Source organism: Bradyrhizobium sp. BRP20 (assembly GCF_020194215.1).
In the GTDB taxonomy this organism is placed as follows: Bacteria; Pseudomonadota; Alphaproteobacteria; order Rhizobiales; family Xanthobacteraceae; genus Bradyrhizobium; species Bradyrhizobium yuanmingense.
On the sequence record NZ_JADYVY010000001.1, the window covers coordinates 811661 to 825468 of the forward strand.

Annotated in this window: 19 protein-coding genes; 12 read left to right on the top strand and 7 right to left on the bottom strand. The window is 64.8% G+C overall.

Going from position 1 to position 13808, the window contains the following annotated elements:
* Positions 1 to 23: 23 nt before the first annotated feature.
* Complete coding sequence (locus tag I6F33_RS03855; protein WP_035998492.1) at positions 24 to 668, bottom strand: glutathione binding-like protein; 645 nt, start codon at positions 666 to 668, stop codon at positions 24 to 26.
* Positions 669 to 774: 106 nt separating this feature from the next.
* Here I6F33_RS03855 and I6F33_RS03860 point away from each other — a divergent pair, with 106 nt between their 5' ends.
* Complete coding sequence (locus I6F33_RS03860) at positions 775 to 1455, top strand: TetR/AcrR family transcriptional regulator (protein WP_225141143.1); 681 nt, start codon at positions 775 to 777, stop codon at positions 1453 to 1455.
* A 15-nt stretch (positions 1456 to 1470) separates the two neighbouring features.
* Here the strand turns inward: I6F33_RS03860 and I6F33_RS03865 are convergent, their stop codons facing one another.
* The gene (locus I6F33_RS03865; RefSeq protein ID WP_225141145.1) at positions 1471 to 2436 is read right to left on the bottom strand and encodes a glyoxylate/hydroxypyruvate reductase A; all 966 of its coding nucleotides are present in this window, start codon (positions 2434 to 2436) and stop codon (positions 1471 to 1473) included.
* Between the two features lie 140 nt (positions 2437 to 2576).
* Between I6F33_RS03865 and I6F33_RS03870 the strand changes: the two genes are divergently transcribed.
* The 4 genes from I6F33_RS03870 (at position 2577) to I6F33_RS03885 (ending at position 5330) form a co-directional block, all read left to right on the top strand.
* Entirely contained in the window at positions 2577 to 2945 is a 369-nt protein-coding gene (locus tag I6F33_RS03870) for a YciI family protein (RefSeq protein ID WP_035998498.1), read from the top strand.
* Positions 2942 to 4228: an RNA polymerase sigma factor gene (locus I6F33_RS03875; protein WP_035998501.1), complete on the top strand. Its 1287-nt coding sequence runs from the start codon at positions 2942 to 2944 to the stop codon at positions 4226 to 4228. Before I6F33_RS03870 ends, I6F33_RS03875 begins: the two co-directional genes overlap by 4 nt.
* A gap of 118 nt (positions 4229 to 4346) precedes the next feature.
* On the top strand, positions 4347 to 4886 hold the full coding sequence (gene kdpF / locus I6F33_RS03880; protein ID WP_225141147.1) for a K(+)-transporting ATPase subunit F: 540 nt from the start codon (positions 4347 to 4349) through the stop codon (positions 4884 to 4886).
* 30 nt (positions 4887 to 4916) lie between these two features.
* Positions 4917 to 5330: a VOC family protein gene (locus tag I6F33_RS03885; RefSeq protein WP_225141149.1), complete on the top strand. Its 414-nt coding sequence runs from the start codon at positions 4917 to 4919 to the stop codon at positions 5328 to 5330.
* Between the two features lie 196 nt (positions 5331 to 5526).
* On the opposite strand, the gene I6F33_RS03890 is transcribed toward I6F33_RS03885, so the two are convergent.
* From I6F33_RS03890 to I6F33_RS03900, 3 genes are all read right to left on the bottom strand, one after another.
* Positions 5527 to 5871 (bottom strand): hypothetical protein, encoded by a 345-nt coding sequence (locus I6F33_RS03890; protein WP_035998508.1) that lies wholly within the window; start codon positions 5869 to 5871, stop codon positions 5527 to 5529.
* Positions 5872 to 6267: 396 nt separating this feature from the next.
* Positions 6268 to 6705 carry a hypothetical protein gene (locus I6F33_RS03895; protein ID WP_035998510.1) on the bottom strand — a complete coding sequence of 146 codons (438 nt, stop codon included), beginning with the start codon at positions 6703 to 6705 and terminating at the stop codon, positions 6268 to 6270.
* A gap of 121 nt (positions 6706 to 6826) precedes the next feature.
* Complete coding sequence (locus tag I6F33_RS03900) at positions 6827 to 7615, bottom strand: SDR family NAD(P)-dependent oxidoreductase (protein ID WP_225141151.1); 789 nt, start codon at positions 7613 to 7615, stop codon at positions 6827 to 6829.
* A 264-nt stretch (positions 7616 to 7879) separates the two neighbouring features.
* Between I6F33_RS03900 and I6F33_RS03905 the strand changes: the two genes are divergently transcribed.
* The 6 genes from I6F33_RS03905 (at position 7880) to I6F33_RS38295 (ending at position 10820) form a co-directional block, all read left to right on the top strand.
* Positions 7880 to 8284: a YciI family protein gene (locus I6F33_RS03905; protein ID WP_035998515.1), complete on the top strand. Its 405-nt coding sequence runs from the start codon at positions 7880 to 7882 to the stop codon at positions 8282 to 8284.
* A 48-nt stretch (positions 8285 to 8332) separates the two neighbouring features.
* Positions 8333 to 8698, top strand: coding sequence for a YciI family protein (locus tag I6F33_RS03910; protein ID WP_035998517.1), 366 nt, complete (start codon positions 8333 to 8335; stop codon positions 8696 to 8698).
* A gap of 125 nt (positions 8699 to 8823) precedes the next feature.
* Complete coding sequence (locus I6F33_RS03915; RefSeq protein ID WP_225141153.1) at positions 8824 to 9564, top strand: TetR/AcrR family transcriptional regulator; 741 nt, start codon at positions 8824 to 8826, stop codon at positions 9562 to 9564.
* Positions 9565 to 9685: 121 nt separating this feature from the next.
* Complete coding sequence (locus I6F33_RS03920; protein ID WP_036041312.1) at positions 9686 to 10177, top strand: DUF2852 domain-containing protein; 492 nt, start codon at positions 9686 to 9688, stop codon at positions 10175 to 10177.
* 254 nt (positions 10178 to 10431) lie between these two features.
* On the top strand, positions 10432 to 10689 hold the full coding sequence (locus I6F33_RS03925) for a hypothetical protein (RefSeq protein ID WP_057028074.1): 258 nt from the start codon (positions 10432 to 10434) through the stop codon (positions 10687 to 10689).
* The gene (locus I6F33_RS38295) at positions 10686 to 10820 is read left to right on the top strand and encodes a hypothetical protein (protein WP_276326279.1); all 135 of its coding nucleotides are present in this window, start codon (positions 10686 to 10688) and stop codon (positions 10818 to 10820) included. The genes I6F33_RS03925 and I6F33_RS38295 overlap by 4 nt, the downstream gene beginning before the upstream one ends.
* 33 nt (positions 10821 to 10853) lie before the next feature.
* Here the strand turns inward: I6F33_RS38295 and I6F33_RS03930 are convergent, their stop codons facing one another.
* Positions 10854 to 12017, bottom strand: a complete 1164-nt coding sequence (locus tag I6F33_RS03930) for a fatty acid desaturase (RefSeq protein WP_225141155.1) — start codon at positions 12015 to 12017, stop codon at positions 10854 to 10856.
* Positions 12018 to 12272: 255 nt separating this feature from the next.
* Here I6F33_RS03930 and I6F33_RS03935 point away from each other — a divergent pair, with 255 nt between their 5' ends.
* The gene (locus I6F33_RS03935) at positions 12273 to 13043 is read left to right on the top strand and encodes a DapH/DapD/GlmU-related protein (protein WP_036021861.1); all 771 of its coding nucleotides are present in this window, start codon (positions 12273 to 12275) and stop codon (positions 13041 to 13043) included.
* 7 nt (positions 13044 to 13050) lie between these two features.
* On the opposite strand, the gene I6F33_RS03940 is transcribed toward I6F33_RS03935, so the two are convergent.
* Entirely contained in the window at positions 13051 to 13569 is a 519-nt protein-coding gene (locus tag I6F33_RS03940) for a DUF2231 domain-containing protein (protein WP_225141156.1), read from the bottom strand.
* Positions 13570 to 13808 lie beyond the last annotated feature (239 nt).

Consider the following 13808-nt stretch of genomic DNA (forward strand, 5'->3'; position numbering starts at 1 on the left):
GAATACGGAGCTCGCGTGCGGCCTCAGGCCGCGGCCTTCTTCCGAGCGAGCTCGGCCTTGTACAGCTCGAACTCCTCCGCGATCGCCTTGGCAATCGAAGGTCGCTGACGCAGCCGTTCGTGATACGCCTTCAGGTTCGGCCATTTCGCAAGCTCGATCGGCGGCGTCGCCATGGTCCAGTTGATGACCGTGACGAGATAGGCATCGGCCACGCTGAAATGGTCGAGCAGGAACTCGCGTCCTTTCAGGTAATTGTCGAGATAGTCGAGCCGCGACAGGTTCTTTTCCAGGGCATAGGCCTTGGCTTCCTGCGGCGCCTTGCGATCGAGCATGGGGATGAAGAGGCCCTTGTGCAGCTCGGTGCCGATGAAGCAGAGCCATTGATGCAGCCGGGTGCGCTCGATGCCGGCGCTCGCGCCGAGGCCGGCTTGCGGGAAACGGTCCGCGACATATTGCAGGATCGCAGCGTTCTCGGTCAGCACCATGCCTTCATCGGTGCGCAGCGTCGGCACGAGGCCGATCGGATTCACGGTGCGGAAGTCGGAGCCGTCGCTCAAGACCTTCTTGGTCGGCGGATCGACTTCGAGGTAGTTCGCCTCGGCGCCGGCTTCATACAGCGCGACGCGTGTCGCCATCGAGCAGGCAAGCGGCGAGAAATAGAGATCCATCTGTAGCCTCCTTGGGCAATTCCTCTTTGGGTGTCGCTCAACCTGGCCAGATTGATTTTTGTACCATCTTGCATAATATGGGTGAGGTCAAGGAATAACTTGCGGAATGGTACAAAAATCGAAGCCGCCACCTGCTGCCAATCAGCCCGAACGCCGCGGCGAGCCCGAGCGTCGCGGTGGGCCTAAGCGCCGCGGCCGTCCGCGCGCCTACGAGCCCGATGTCGCGCTCGGCAAGGCGCTCGATCTGTTCCGCAAGCAGGGTTTCGCGGCCACCTCGCTCGACGATCTCAGCGCCGCCACCGGCATGAACCGGCCGAGCCTCTACGGCGCCTTCGGCGACAAGCGCGAGCTCTACATCAAGAGCTATCAGCGCTACCGCGACGAGGCGGGCGCGGCGATGGTCGCGATCTTCCGCGAGGAGATGCCGCTGCGCCAGCGGCTGGAGCGCATCTACGCAGCCGCGCTGGACATCTATCTGTCCGGCGACACCGGACCGCGCGGTTGCTTCACGGTCGTCACCGCGGCGTCCGAGGCGGTCGGCGATCCCGAGATCCGCGCCATGGTGCTGGACGGCCTCACCGGGCTCGACAAGGCCTTTGCCAGTTGCTTCCGCCGCGCCAAGGAGAAAGGCGAGCTGCCGGAGAGCGCCGATCCATTCGCGCTGGCGCAGATCGCATCGGCCACGATCCACACCATTGCGATCCGCTCGCGCGCCCGCGTACCGCGCAAGGAGCTGGAGGCGATCGTCAAGGGCGCGATCGACGTGATGATCGGCGCCAAAGGATAAGCTGGAAGCGAAGCTTCAATATCCCCGCGTTCGATCCACCACGTTCTCCAGCGCGCCGCCCGCCTCGAACCGGGCGATCTGCTCGGCGACATAGGCCGAGATCGCATCCGCGTCGGTGTCGGCGGCATTGTGCGGCGTCAACACCACCTTGGGGTGGGTCCAGAACCGGCTGTCCTTCGGCTGCGGCTCCTGCACGAAGACGTCGAGCGAGGCGGCGCCGAGCGTGCCGTCGTCGAGGCAGGCGAGAATATCGGCCTCGTTCTGCAGGCCGCCGCGGCCGGCATTGATCAGCACCGGCGCGCCGAGCGGGCTGTTGCGATTGAGCTTGGCGAAGACCTCGCGGTTGAGGATGCCGTGCGTGTCTGGTGTCAGGGGCAGCAGGCAGACCAGGATGTCGGTGTTGCGCAGGAACGCGTCCATGCCTGCAGTGCCGTGGAAGCATTCGACGCCCTCGAACGTGCGCGGGCTGCGGCTCCAGCCGGCGACGCGGAAGCCGAGCCTCCGCAGCACGTCGGCCGCATCGGCGCCGAGCGTGCCCAGCCCCATGACGCCGACCGTGATCGCGCTCGCCGGCCACTGATATCTGGGCTCCCAGCGCTTCTCGCGCTGCGATTGCCGCAGGTAAAGCTCCTGGCGGTGATGCATCAGAACGTGCAGCACGACATATTCGGTCATGCGATTGGTGAGATCGGGCACGGCGACGCGCACCAGCGGCACCTCGGGCAGGCTCTTGTCCGCCATTAGCGCGTCAACGCCGGCGCCAAGGTTGAAGATCGCCCGCAGATTGGGGAACGCACCGAGATCGCCGGGCGCCGGCTTCCACACCGCCGCATAATGCACCTCCGCCGGATCGAGCCCGGCGTCCGGCAGCAGCACCACGCGGCGTCCCCCGCAGACCGCGTCGAAGCGGGCCTTCCAGCGCTCCGGCAGCCAGTTCTGCTGCGTGCTGTTGATCAGGACGGCCAGTGTGCCCATGGTCATTCGAAGTGCCTCTTCAGGTTCCGCGCAAGAAGGCCCTCCTTGGCACGATCTGCCGGATTTTTCTTGCAAATTTTTTCCGCAGCGCTGTCGGGGCGGGGCATATTGGCGCGTCTTCAGAACAGACGAGGGAAGTGCTGCCCATGCTTTACGCCATTCTTTGCTATCACGATGAGGATTTCGTCGGCTCCTGGAGCAAGGAACAGGACGAGGCCGTGATGAAGAAGCTCACCGTGGTGCAGGAGAAGCTCACCAGGCAGGGTCGACTCGGGCCGGTGGCGCGGCTGTTGCCGACGACCGCGGCGGCGACGCTGCGCAAGGAGGATCCGCCGCTGGTGCTCGACGGTCCCTATGCCGAGACCAAGGAGCAGCTCCTCGGCTTCTACATCGTCGACTGCAAGAATCTCGACGACGCGCTCGACGTCGCACGCGAGCTGGGTGCCGCCAATCCCGGCGGCGCCTATGAGGTGCGTCCCGTCGGCGTGTTCCGGCCCGGAGGAAACCTGACGTGAGCGAGGCCGATACCGCCTGGATCGAGACTGCGCTGACTTCGGCGCGACCCCAGGCGGTCGGCGCGCTGCTGCGCTATTTCCGCGATCTCGACACCGCCGAGGAGGCGTTTCAGAACGCCTGCCTGCGCGCGCTCAAGACCTGGCCGCAGAATGGGCCGCCGCGCGATCCCGCGGCCTGGCTGATCATGGTCGGCCGCAACGTCGCGATCGACGAAGTGCGACGCGCGCGCAGGCAGCAGCCGCTGCCTGAGGACGACCAGGCGATCTCCGATCTCGACGACGCCGAAGGCGAACTGGCCGAGCGGCTCGACGGCTCGCACTATCGCGACGACATCTTGCGGCTGATGTTCATCTGCTGCCATCCAGGACTGCCGGCGACGCAGCAGATCGCGCTGGCGCTGCGCATCGTCTCGGGCCTCACGGTGAAGCAGATCGCCCGCGCGTTCCTGGTCTCGGAAGCGGCGATGGAGCAGCGCATCACGCGCGCCAAGGCAAAGGTGGCCGAGGCCGGGACGCCGTTCGAGGCGCCGGGCGCGGTCGAGCGCTCTGAGCGGCTCGCCGGCGTCGCGGCGATGATCTACCTGATCTTCAATGAAGGCTATTCGGCGAGCGGTGACACCGCGGAGATCAGGAAGCCGCTGTGCGAGGAGGCGATCCGGCTGGCGCGGCTGCTGCTGCGGCTGTTTCCGAGCGAGCCGGAGATCATGGGCCTGACGGCGCTGATCCTGTTGCAGCACGCGCGCAGCGCGGCGCGCTTTGCCGCGGACGGGTCACTGATCCTGCTGGATGATCAGGATCGTTCCTTGTGGAACGGCACCATGATCGCGGAGGGCCTCGCGCTGATCGACAAGGCGATGCGCCACCGCCGCAGCGGGCCCTACCAGATCCAGGCCGCGATCGCCGCCCTGCATGCGCGCGCGGCGACGCCGGAGGAGACCGACTGGACGGAGATCGACCTGCTCTACGGCGCGCTCGAAGTGGTGCAGCCCTCGCCGGTGGTGACGCTCAATCGGGCGGTCGCGGTCTCCAAGGTGCGCGGGCCGCAGGCCGCGCTCGAGCTGATCGAGCCGCTGGCGCCGAAGCTCGCCAATTATTTCCATTTCTACGGCGTGCGCGGCGCCTTCCTGATGCAGCTCGGCCGCAACGACGAAGCCCGAATCGCCTTCGACCGCGCCATCGCGCTCGCCAACACCTCGGCCGAAGCCGCCCACATCCGCATGCATCTCGATCGCCTGATCCGGGACAGCCAGCCGAAGGCAAAGGAAAGCGCCAAGGCGAAGTAGGCCCGTCTGTTTCCACGCCATGACGTGGGGTGCGCAGTGCGCCAAAGAATTTCTGTCCCATTGTCGGGCCGGGGCCTCCCCCGTTCGTCCTAGGCTCCGTATCCACGGAGAGCCATCCATGCTGAAAGCCATTGCGGTCATCGCCATCGTTCTCGCCGCCGGCCTTGCCGCGGTCCTCGTCTTCGCCCTGACGAAACCCGACACGTTCCGTGTGGAACGCTCGCTCGCCGTCAGGGCACCGGCCGCTGTGATCTATCCGCTGGTTGCCGATTTCCATCGCTGGACCGCCTGGTCGCCGTATGAGACCCGCGATCCCGCCATGAAGCGGACGTTCGGCGGAACCGCGGCAGGGAAGGGTGCGACCTATGCCTGGGAGGGCAACAACAAGGTCGGCGCCGGCCATATGGAGATCCTGGAGGCGAACGGCCCCTCCAAGCTCCGCATCAAGCTTGATTTCGAGCGGCCGTTCGAAGGCCACAACACCGCCGAGTTCACCTTTGTGCCGCAAGGCGATGCCACACTCGTCACATGGGTAATGTACGGTCCGGCCCCGTTCCTGTCCAAGCTGATGCAGGTGTTCTTCAACATGGACAGCATGATCGGCAAGGATTTCGAGACCGGCCTCGCCGGCCTGAAGAAGCTCACCGAGAAGCAATAAGCCTCACTGCAAACGAAGAGGAGAGAAACGATGCTCAATCCCTATCTGTTCTACCAGGACAATTGCGAAGCAGCGTTCAACTATTACGCCAAGGTTCTCGGCGGCAAAATCGACGCGATGATGCGCGCATCGGATGCTCCGCCGGAGGTGCCGGCTACGCCCGGCCGCGAGAAGATGATCATGCATGCGCGGATGTCACTGCCGGACGGCACGGTATTGATGGCCTCCGACTCGCCGGCCGAGCATTTCCAGAAGCCGCAGGGCTTTGCAATCTCGATTACAGTCAAGGACCCCGCGGATGGTGAGCGCAAGTTCAACGCGCTTGCCGACGGCGGCAGCGTCACCATGCCCTTCAGCAAGACGTTCTGGGCCAAGGGCTTCGGGATGTGCATCGACAAGTTCGGCATTCCCTGGATGGTGAACTGCCCGGCCGAGGGCATGTGATAGGAGCATGATCCGGAAAAGTGTGAAGCGGTTTTCCGAAAAGATCATGCTCAAACAACAACCTAAAGCGCGATGACGATTTATCCTATCGCATCGCGCTTTGGGCGCGACCGTCGCGTTGCGATCCCTCTCTCCAATGCTGCGGGAGAGGGGACGTACGTTTCATTACGTCAGGCGCCGATCAGCCGTTGTCCTTTCACCGGATTGATCCGGTGACGTCCTCGGGCGACGATTCCACGCAGCGAGGACAGATTACGAGCTTGGCGCCCAGCTTCCTGTCGTTCTCCGCCTGTATCTCGTCCTGGACCGCCCACCACGCCTCGGAATAGGGGCGCAATGTGCCGAGCACTTTTTCGCGCTCCTGATTGGGATCACTTGCCGCCGGCGCGCCGGTCGTGACGCGCCGCTTGGCCACATGCGGACGGTTCGGATCCTTGCCGAGGCCATCCCATGCAATGGCGCGGCGTTCCTGCGCTGGCGCCTCTGCGCATCCGATCAGCGCTGTGCAAAAAGTGAGCACGATCAAGCCGTGTCGAATCATGCCGGGCTTTTGCCTCCACAATCGGCGCGCAGAATCTGCGTGAGACACGCGCATCGTCGGTTCAATGGAACTCAAGGCAAAACAAACTTGCCGGCATGGCCGAATATGAGTCGTGCTTTCGCATCACTTTGCGGACGCAGTGAGGCCGCTTCGTGAAGCGAGCTGCATCGCACAACAATTGGCGCAAGATTGGGCTGTGCTCTGCACGTCAGAATCGTTATTGGTGAGTCATAAAAGCTACAAACTGGGATGGACGTCACTTGCAAGGGGAGCGACCGATGGCGGCGGCGCTACAGATCAACTTTGCTCTTTGGGGAATGCTCATTTGCGCCAGCGCGAAGCTGGCGCCAGTGATCCAGACGCTGTTTTGAAAGCGGTTGGCGGCTGCCGGCTGTATCAGCGGCAACGCGGATAGATCGCGGCGAGATCGCGCCCCTTCAACAGCAGCAGCCGCGAGGTCAGACCGCCACGTCGGCTGATCCAGTCGCGCACCGGACCGGGATAGGCGGCAAGCACCGCGACCGATGCTTCCGGCTCGGCATAGAAGCGGCCGCGCCGGTCAACCGAGCGTGCGGCATGGAAGCCGAGCACGGCGCGCTTGGTGACGCAGATGCGCTCGCCCGGCACGATGCTCAGCACCAGCGTGCAGGCGGACAGGCAGGGGCCGTCGATCACCACGCGCTCGCCACTGTCGCGGACCTTTTCGAACAGATCGAGGAACGGCCCGACCTGTCCGCCCGGGGACTGGATGATGCGGATCTCGGCCGCCGCAGGCGCGGCGGCGAGCAGCGCGGATGCAAGCATCAGAGCTTTGAGGAAGGTGATGCGTTGCATGAACTCTCCACCAACTCGCTTTCGAGGGTGGGCAAAGCGTGCCCACCATCCGCACCGCAAATTTGGGATCGATGGTGGGCACGGCGCGTTGCGCCTTTGCCCACCCTACGAAATCTTGTTCCTACCCGTTGCGCCTTTGCCCGCGCAGCGTCGGCAGGCCGATGCCCGCCGCATCGAAGCCGCCGTCCACGGCCAAAATTTGGCCGGTGATGTAGCTCGCGCGGCCCGAGCACAGGAAATAGATCGCTTCCGCGAGTTCCTCTTCCAGGCCGTAGCGGTTGAGCGGAATGGCGTCGTGATAGTCGGCGCGGATCTCCTTGGTGTGCACCTGCTTCGCCATCGCGGTGTCGACCGGCCCCGGTGCGACCGCGTTGACGCGGATGTTGAGGGAGGCGAGCTCGACCGCGAGCTGCTTGGTAAGGTGTGCAAGGCCTGCTTTGCTGGTGCCGTAGGCCGAGCGCAGTGTCGAAGCGCGCACGGCTGAGATCGAGGTGATGTTGACGATGGTTCCGCCACCACCGTCGCGCATCAGGGGCACCGCGGCCTTGGTGCAGAGGAACGGTCCGGTGAGGTTGACCTCGAGCACGCGGCGCCAGTCGGCATCCGACGTCTCCATCAGCGGCGCGAACACCGCGATGCCGGCATTGTTGACCAGCGCGTCCAGCCGGCCGAACCGCCGCTCGATCGTCGTCATTGCGGTGCTGACTGCGGCCGCGTCGGCGACATCGCAGGTCAGCGCCAGCGTCGCCTCGCTCTGGCCGATGTCCGCGACCGCGCGGCCGAGCAGTTCGTGCTCGATGTCGAGCAGGGCCACGCGCCAGCCCTCGGCCAAGAATTTCTTCGCGGTCGCAAGCCCGATGCCGCGGGCGGCACCGGTGACGAGGGCGACTTTTTGCGGGGCTTGCGGCATTGGCTGATCTGTCCTGTGTCCGGGAGCAGCGCGCGAAGCGCCGGTTCCTTTTACTGCGCTTTCGTTCCAGCATGAAAGGCCTCGCCGAGCCGATCGAGCCCGATCCGGTCGCAGAATGCGCCAGCCCGGCTGCACTCCGGCCTCTAAATAATTTCTGTCCCGCTGTCGGCCCGGCAGAAGGCCGTTCGTCTTGGAGGGGAGCGCGGGCCAGCCGTTTCCGCCCGCAGGACATATCGGAGTGACTGAGAGCAGCGAGGAAATCCCATGCGATTCATGATGCTGATGATCCCGCTCGGCTACGAGAACGCGCCGCCGGAGCTGCAGCTCGATCCCGAGCGCGTCGCCGCGATGATGCGCTACAACGAGGCGCTGAAGGACGCAGGCGTGCTGATCACGCTCGATGGGCTGCACCCGCCGTCGACCGGGGCACGCGTCTCGTTTGCGACCGGCCAGCCCATCGTCACCGACGGGCCCTTCGCGGAAGCCAAGGAAGTCCTGGGTGGCTATTGGATGATCGAGGTCGCCTCGCGCGCCGAGGCGATCGCATGGGCCAAGAAATGTCCCGCTTCAGCCAACGAGATCATCGAGGTCCGCCAGGTGCAGGAGATGGCCGACTACTCGCCCGAAGTGCAGGAGATCGTCGCCGGGTTTGGCGACCTGAAGACGTAGACGAGACGGCGGCTGCGCGATTCCCAATCAACCCTGAGGAGAAAACCCATGAGCACCGAACACAAATTTCTCGCCGTCTATCTCGGCAGCACGAGCGGATCGAAAATGGCGGCGTGGCGCGCGATGCCCGAGGCCGAGCGGAAGGCGAAGGAGCAGGAGGGCATGGCCGCCTGGCACGGCTGGGTCGAGAAGCACAAGTCCGTGATCGTCGAGATGGGCGGCCCGCTCGGCAAGACCCGCAGGATCGACGGGAGCGGAATCACCGAGGTCAGCAACGCGCTGACCGGTTTCACGGTGGTGCGTGCCGCCTCGCAGGAGGACGCTGCAAAGCTGTTCGAGAACCATCCGCATTTTGCGGTCTTCCCGGGCGAGGCGATCGAAGTCATGCCCGTGCTGCCGATTCCGGAGATGTAGCCCCGGTCACCCGTCATTCCGGGTTCGATGCTCCCGTATCGCCCCGGAATGACGTGAAAATACGGGTTAACCAGTCCGGCCGCCGCTAGTGACCTTCACGCCCGGCTCATGTAAAGCTCGTTCACATGAGCTGGCGCAAGGAGCAGCGCCGCGCCGAGCGCGGCTATCACCACGGCAATCTGAAGGAAGCCCTGTTGCAGGCGGCCCTCGGGCTGATCGCCGAGAAGGGGGCGGCCGGCTTCACCTTCGCCGATGCCGCGCGCATGGCCGGAGTCAGTGCGGCGGCGCCCTACCGGCATTTCCGCGACCGTGACGAGCTGCTGTCCTCTATCGCCCAGCGCGGTTTCGAGCAGTTCGAGGCCAGCCTGTCGGCGGCCTGGGACGACGGGCGGCCCGACACCGTCACCGCCTTCGAGCGCGTCGGCAAGGCCTATCTCGCCTTTGCCCGCGCGGAGCCGGCCTTCTACAACGCGATGTTCGAATCGGGCGTGCCGGTCGATGCCAATCCCGCACTTCAGGCGGCCAGCGAACGCGCCTTCAACATCATTCGAGCCGCAGCCGAGCGGCTCGCCGCACTGACGCCGCCCGGCACACCCCGCCCGCCGGCGATGATGATGGCGCTGCACATCTGGTCGATGTCGCATGGCGTGGCCTCGCTGTTTTCCCGCGGCGATGCTGCGCGACGCAAGCTGCCGATGTCGCCGGACGAGCTGCTGGAGGCCGAGGTGCTGATCTATCTGCGCGGCCTCGGTTTCCCGATCGACCGCCGTCCTCCGGCCAGGGGCGCCGAGCCGCCGCCGGTGCCGCCGGAGGCTCCCTCCGGTTCGAGCCTGCCGCCCGGCAGCCCCTGGGGCAAGCCGAAATAAGATTGCGATAATAATCACGCGGCCGTGTCTTGCTGCCAGCTTGACAAAATCGCGGGATGGTCTAGCTATGTAAATGTTATTTACATTCACAACGGCGCTGGTGCCGTGATGGAGAAGGGAAATGGCCTACACCGCTGATGTCAATCGCTGGCGCGGCCCGTCGAACCAACAGCAATATTACGAGCGCCCCCGCATGCTGGACACGCCCTGGCATCCCGGCTGGATCGCCGTGACCATTCTCGGCTTCATCATCTGGTGGCCGATCGGACTTGCCCTTCTCTTTTTCACACTCGGGAGCAGAAGAATGTCGTGCTGGAGCAATCAGGATCGCTGGCAGAACAAGATGGAAAAGATGCAGTACAAGATGGATCGCATGCGCGACCGCATGGAGCGCCGCGGCTTCGGTTTTGGCTTCGGCCCGCCGTCCTCCGGCAACCGCGCCTTCGACGAGTATCGCAGTGAGACGCTGCGCCGGCTCGAGGAAGAGCAGGTCGAGTTCAAGAACTTCCTCGACCGCCTGCGTCACGCCAAGGACAAGGAAGAGTTCGACCAGTTCATGGCGCAGCACAAGACGCGTCCGACCCCGCCGCCGACCGATCAGCAGCAGGGCTGATCCGAAGAATTGCACCTCTCAAAGCCTTCAGGCGCATGCCCCCAAAGTCCTGATGGCCCCGAGCCGCCCGTCTGCGCAACCCGCAGGCGGGCGGTTTGGCTTATGTCACACTTCGATGGTCGTCCTGGCGATGCGAAGCGCCTGCGAGGGCTTTGCGAGGCCCATCACGCAGATGTGCAGGATCGATAGAACCCGGACCGCGCGAGCACCGACCAAGCCTTGACTGCGCCTCCGCGGCGCCGACGGGCACGATCATGACCAATATTGAACGCAAACAAATCAGCCAGCGCCTCGCATTGTTCGAGCGCGCGGCCGTGTTGTTCGAGCGCTTCGGCCCGGTCGTCCCGGTGGCGATCGCGTTCCTCAATGGATGGCCCACGGAAGTTCAGCTCTACCCGGAGTGGCAGCTCGGTGAGTCCTGGCGGTTGTTTCTTAGCGCCTATCTATATTGGGGCGCATCGTACGCACTCAGCCGCGCGGTGTCGTTCGCGAAGGGAAGTATCGTCCCATGATCCTGCTCCGCGATTTCGCGCTTTTCGTCCTGCCCGTGCTGATCGCCGCAGGCGGCTGGTTCTATGCGCTCAGCCTCCGCAAGCAGGCTGACCCCGGCCGCGCCCGCGATGGACGCGCCCCGGCAACATGACCGCTGCCGGCCGGTGTCGCATGGCGTGGAGTTTCAGCGCGCCGTGGCGAGTTGCGCGTGCACCGAGGCCAGGAAGTATTCGTAGGCGTGGTCGACGATCTCGTTGAGCGATCGCGTTCGCGCGAACATCGCCTTGGCCTCCGCGAGAAACTCCTCGCGTGTCGGGATCTTCGGCAGATGCAGATGCGTCAGCGCGTCGACACCTTCGTGCGCGCGATTGAGAATGTCGTGCAGCGACGGCAGCTGCAACTGGGCGAGATCGGCCCGGCGGCGTGCCGACGAAATCGCATGCGCCAGGGTCTGCGCATCGAACCGTCCGGCGAGCTGGCGGGCCGCCCGCTGGATGACCCGCGCGCCGAGCGGCTGCTCGTTGCGCAGCACCTGTTCGGGCGGCGCCTTCATGTTCCAGACGACGCCGATCCACGACAGCAGCGTCAGGATGTAGTAGGTCACGTCGACTTCCCACCAGCGAAAGCCCTGTCGCACGCTGCTCTGATAGGCGTGGTGATTGTTGTGCCACCCTTCACCGAGCGTGAACAATGCCAGCAGCCAGTTGTTACGGGAATCATCGCCGGTCACGTAGCGCTTGCGCCCGTGCACATGGGCAAGCGAATTGATGCAGAAGGTCGCGTGATAGACCAGCACCGTGCTCCAGAGGAAGCCGACCACCAGACCCGACCATCCTGCAACCAGGAAGCAGAGCCCTGCCAGCACGAAGGCCGGCAGCAGCTCCAGCCGATGCAGCCACATCAGCTCGGGATAGGCGGCGAGATCGCCGACCTTCACGAGGTCGGTTGCGTCGTGCTGCCGGTAAAAGATCCAGCCGAGATGGCTATAGAGGAAGCCGCGGTGACGCGGTGAATGCACGTCGTTTTCAGTGTCGGAATGCAGGTGATGGTGGCGATGCTTGGCCGCCCACCACAACACGCTCTTCTGGGCGCTGCTTTGCGCAAGGCAGGCCAGGATGAACTGAAACACCCGGCTGGTCGCAAACGCCCGATGCGAGAAATAGCGATGGTAGCCGGCTCCGATCGCGAACATCCGCAAGCAATAGAGTGAGACGCAGATCGCGACCGCCTGCCAGGTGACGCCCGACCAGATTGCCGCAAGGCAGCCGAGATGGACCAGCAGGAACGGCAGGGCGGATGGATACATGATGTCGTTGTGCTGGTCGTCGGCGGGGGCGTTGAGCGGCATATTTGAGCGTGACCTCGGATGACGTGGATTCGGAACTGGCCGGCAGCTTGACGTCCGGCGGGTACCAAAACCCGCGGATGCCACCGCGGGCTTCGGCCGAAGGCTGGCCGCAGCTCTCTGGCAAGCAAGCCCGTAGTCTTACGGGGAGCATGGCGCACAGGTGGCCGCGCGTGTTGCCGACGCCAATTGGCGCGCAGGCGGCCTGCGTCCTATATTCGACAGCGAGAAGCAAGCGTCAAAACACCGCAGGCGGCAATGCGGACGGAGACTGCGATCGTGGCGAGCGACATCCTCTGGCAGGAGATACGCGGCGAGGCGCGGCGCACCGCAGCGGCGGATCCCGTCTTCGGCAAGGCTGTCGCCGATGCCATCCTTGCCCATGACGATTTTACCGCTGCCTTGGCCGATCTGATCGGGCGTCGGCTGGGCGGCAGCGCCGCCGATCGCGAGCGCTTCACGACGTTTTCCCGCGATGCCTTTCGCGGCCAACCGGATCTGGTCGAAGCGGCCGGCCGCGACCTGCGCGCCATCGTGCTCCGTGATCCCGCCATCGCCGGATTGTTGCCGCCGCTGCTGCACTTCAAGGGCTATGTCGCGCTGCAGTCCTGGCGCGTCTCGCACTGGCTATGGCGTCATGACCATCGTGATGCGGCGCTGCTGTTGCAGAACGAGGCTTCGAACGTCCTGCAGGTCAGCATTCATCCGGCCGCGAGCCTCGGCTCGTCGGTTTATCTCGACCATGCCACCGGCATCGTGATCGGTGCCAATGTCGTCATCGGCGACGAGGTCACCATCCTTCAGAATGTCAGCATCGGACGCCATGGCGACCTGCCGATGCGCTCGCCTCGCATCGGTCGCGGCGTGTTCATCGGCTCCGGCGCGACCATCCTCGGCGACATCGAGATCGGCGACTTCGCCAAGATCGGCGCCGGGACTGTCGTGACCGGTGACGTGCCTGGCGGCTGTACCGCAATCGGCAATCCCGCGCGGCTCACCAATTGCCTTGCGGCCGCTTCGTCCGCTTGACTGTCGCTCAGGCGGCGCGGCGGTGGCTTTCGCCGCCATGATGCGGGTTGACCGGCTCCGAGCTGGTCTGGCCCGGCGCATCCAGCACCGCGACGTGGCGGCGATAGACCATTTCCCAGCCCTTCCATCCCGTGAACAGGAGGATGCCGACCACGACCAGGGACAGCACGACGCCCCAGGGCTTGATCGCCGCCTCCGCGCCTTGGGCGTAGCGGAGATAGAAATTGACCAGGGCCAGCACCACCGCCGCGAGATTGCCGACCATGTGGTACCAGGCATCGTTCAGGCGGCGGATGCGTGGCTCGCTGAAGAAGTCGGTGAAGCCGGCTGCGGCGGCAACCAGCGCCATGACGATGCCGGCGCCGATCAGCCACATCGCGGCGCGTGCCCAAAAACCGTCGCCGGTTCCGATGAAGGCCAGATCGGCGATGGGAGCGCCGACCAGGAACGCGACGGGGAACGGGATCAGCATGGGGTGGAGCGGGTGATCGCCGATCGCGGCGGTCGTCTTGGGGTTGATGGACATGGCAGGACCTCGCTGAGAGTGATTTTCCGGACAATTTTCGGCACGAGAGCAGGTTCCTCCGGCCGGTGCGTCTGGAACACGGGATCCGGGGTCCATCCCCCTGCAGGGACTGTCTTTCCTGCAGCCAAATGCGCCGCCGGTAACCCCGCATTAACCATCGGCGGGCTCTGGTATGTGCGGACAGGCGTGCCCGGAGCCCGACGTCAAGGCCTGGGGTCGAGGCCCCTTAGTTTTGACAT

Bases quoted from the DNA above. Each gene is read 5' to 3' on its own strand.
- I6F33_RS03855 (WP_035998492.1), bottom strand. From the start codon at position 668: ATGGATCTCTATTTCTCGCCGCTTGCCTGCTCGATGGCGACACGCGTC.
- I6F33_RS03860 (WP_225141143.1), top strand. From the start codon at position 775: ATGGTACAAAAATCGAAGCCGCCACCTGCTGCCAATCAGCCCGAACGC.
- I6F33_RS03865 (WP_225141145.1), bottom strand. From the start codon at position 2,436: ATGACCATGGGCACACTGGCCGTCCTGATCAACAGCACGCAGCAGAAC.
- I6F33_RS03870 (WP_035998498.1), top strand. From the start codon at position 2,577: ATGCTTTACGCCATTCTTTGCTATCACGATGAGGATTTCGTCGGCTCC.
- kdpF (WP_225141147.1), top strand. From the start codon at position 4,347: ATGCTGAAAGCCATTGCGGTCATCGCCATCGTTCTCGCCGCCGGCCTT.
- I6F33_RS03885 (WP_225141149.1), top strand. From the start codon at position 4,917: ATGCTCAATCCCTATCTGTTCTACCAGGACAATTGCGAAGCAGCGTTC.
- I6F33_RS03890 (WP_035998508.1), bottom strand. From the start codon at position 5,871: ATGATTCGACACGGCTTGATCGTGCTCACTTTTTGCACAGCGCTGATC.
- I6F33_RS03895 (WP_035998510.1), bottom strand. From the start codon at position 6,705: ATGCAACGCATCACCTTCCTCAAAGCTCTGATGCTTGCATCCGCGCTG.
- I6F33_RS03900 (WP_225141151.1), bottom strand. From the start codon at position 7,615: ATGCCGCAAGCCCCGCAAAAAGTCGCCCTCGTCACCGGTGCCGCCCGC.
- I6F33_RS03905 (WP_035998515.1), top strand. From the start codon at position 7,880: ATGCGATTCATGATGCTGATGATCCCGCTCGGCTACGAGAACGCGCCG.
- I6F33_RS03910 (WP_035998517.1), top strand. From the start codon at position 8,333: ATGAGCACCGAACACAAATTTCTCGCCGTCTATCTCGGCAGCACGAGC.
- I6F33_RS03915 (WP_225141153.1), top strand. From the start codon at position 8,824: ATGAGCTGGCGCAAGGAGCAGCGCCGCGCCGAGCGCGGCTATCACCAC.
- I6F33_RS03920 (WP_036041312.1), top strand. From the start codon at position 9,686: ATGGCCTACACCGCTGATGTCAATCGCTGGCGCGGCCCGTCGAACCAA.
- I6F33_RS03925 (WP_057028074.1), top strand. From the start codon at position 10,432: ATGACCAATATTGAACGCAAACAAATCAGCCAGCGCCTCGCATTGTTC.
- I6F33_RS38295 (WP_276326279.1), top strand. From the start codon at position 10,686: ATGATCCTGCTCCGCGATTTCGCGCTTTTCGTCCTGCCCGTGCTGATC.
- I6F33_RS03930 (WP_225141155.1), bottom strand. From the start codon at position 12,017: ATGCCGCTCAACGCCCCCGCCGACGACCAGCACAACGACATCATGTAT.
- I6F33_RS03935 (WP_036021861.1), top strand. From the start codon at position 12,273: ATGCGGACGGAGACTGCGATCGTGGCGAGCGACATCCTCTGGCAGGAG.
- I6F33_RS03940 (WP_225141156.1), bottom strand. From the start codon at position 13,569: ATGTCCATCAACCCCAAGACGACCGCCGCGATCGGCGATCACCCGCTC.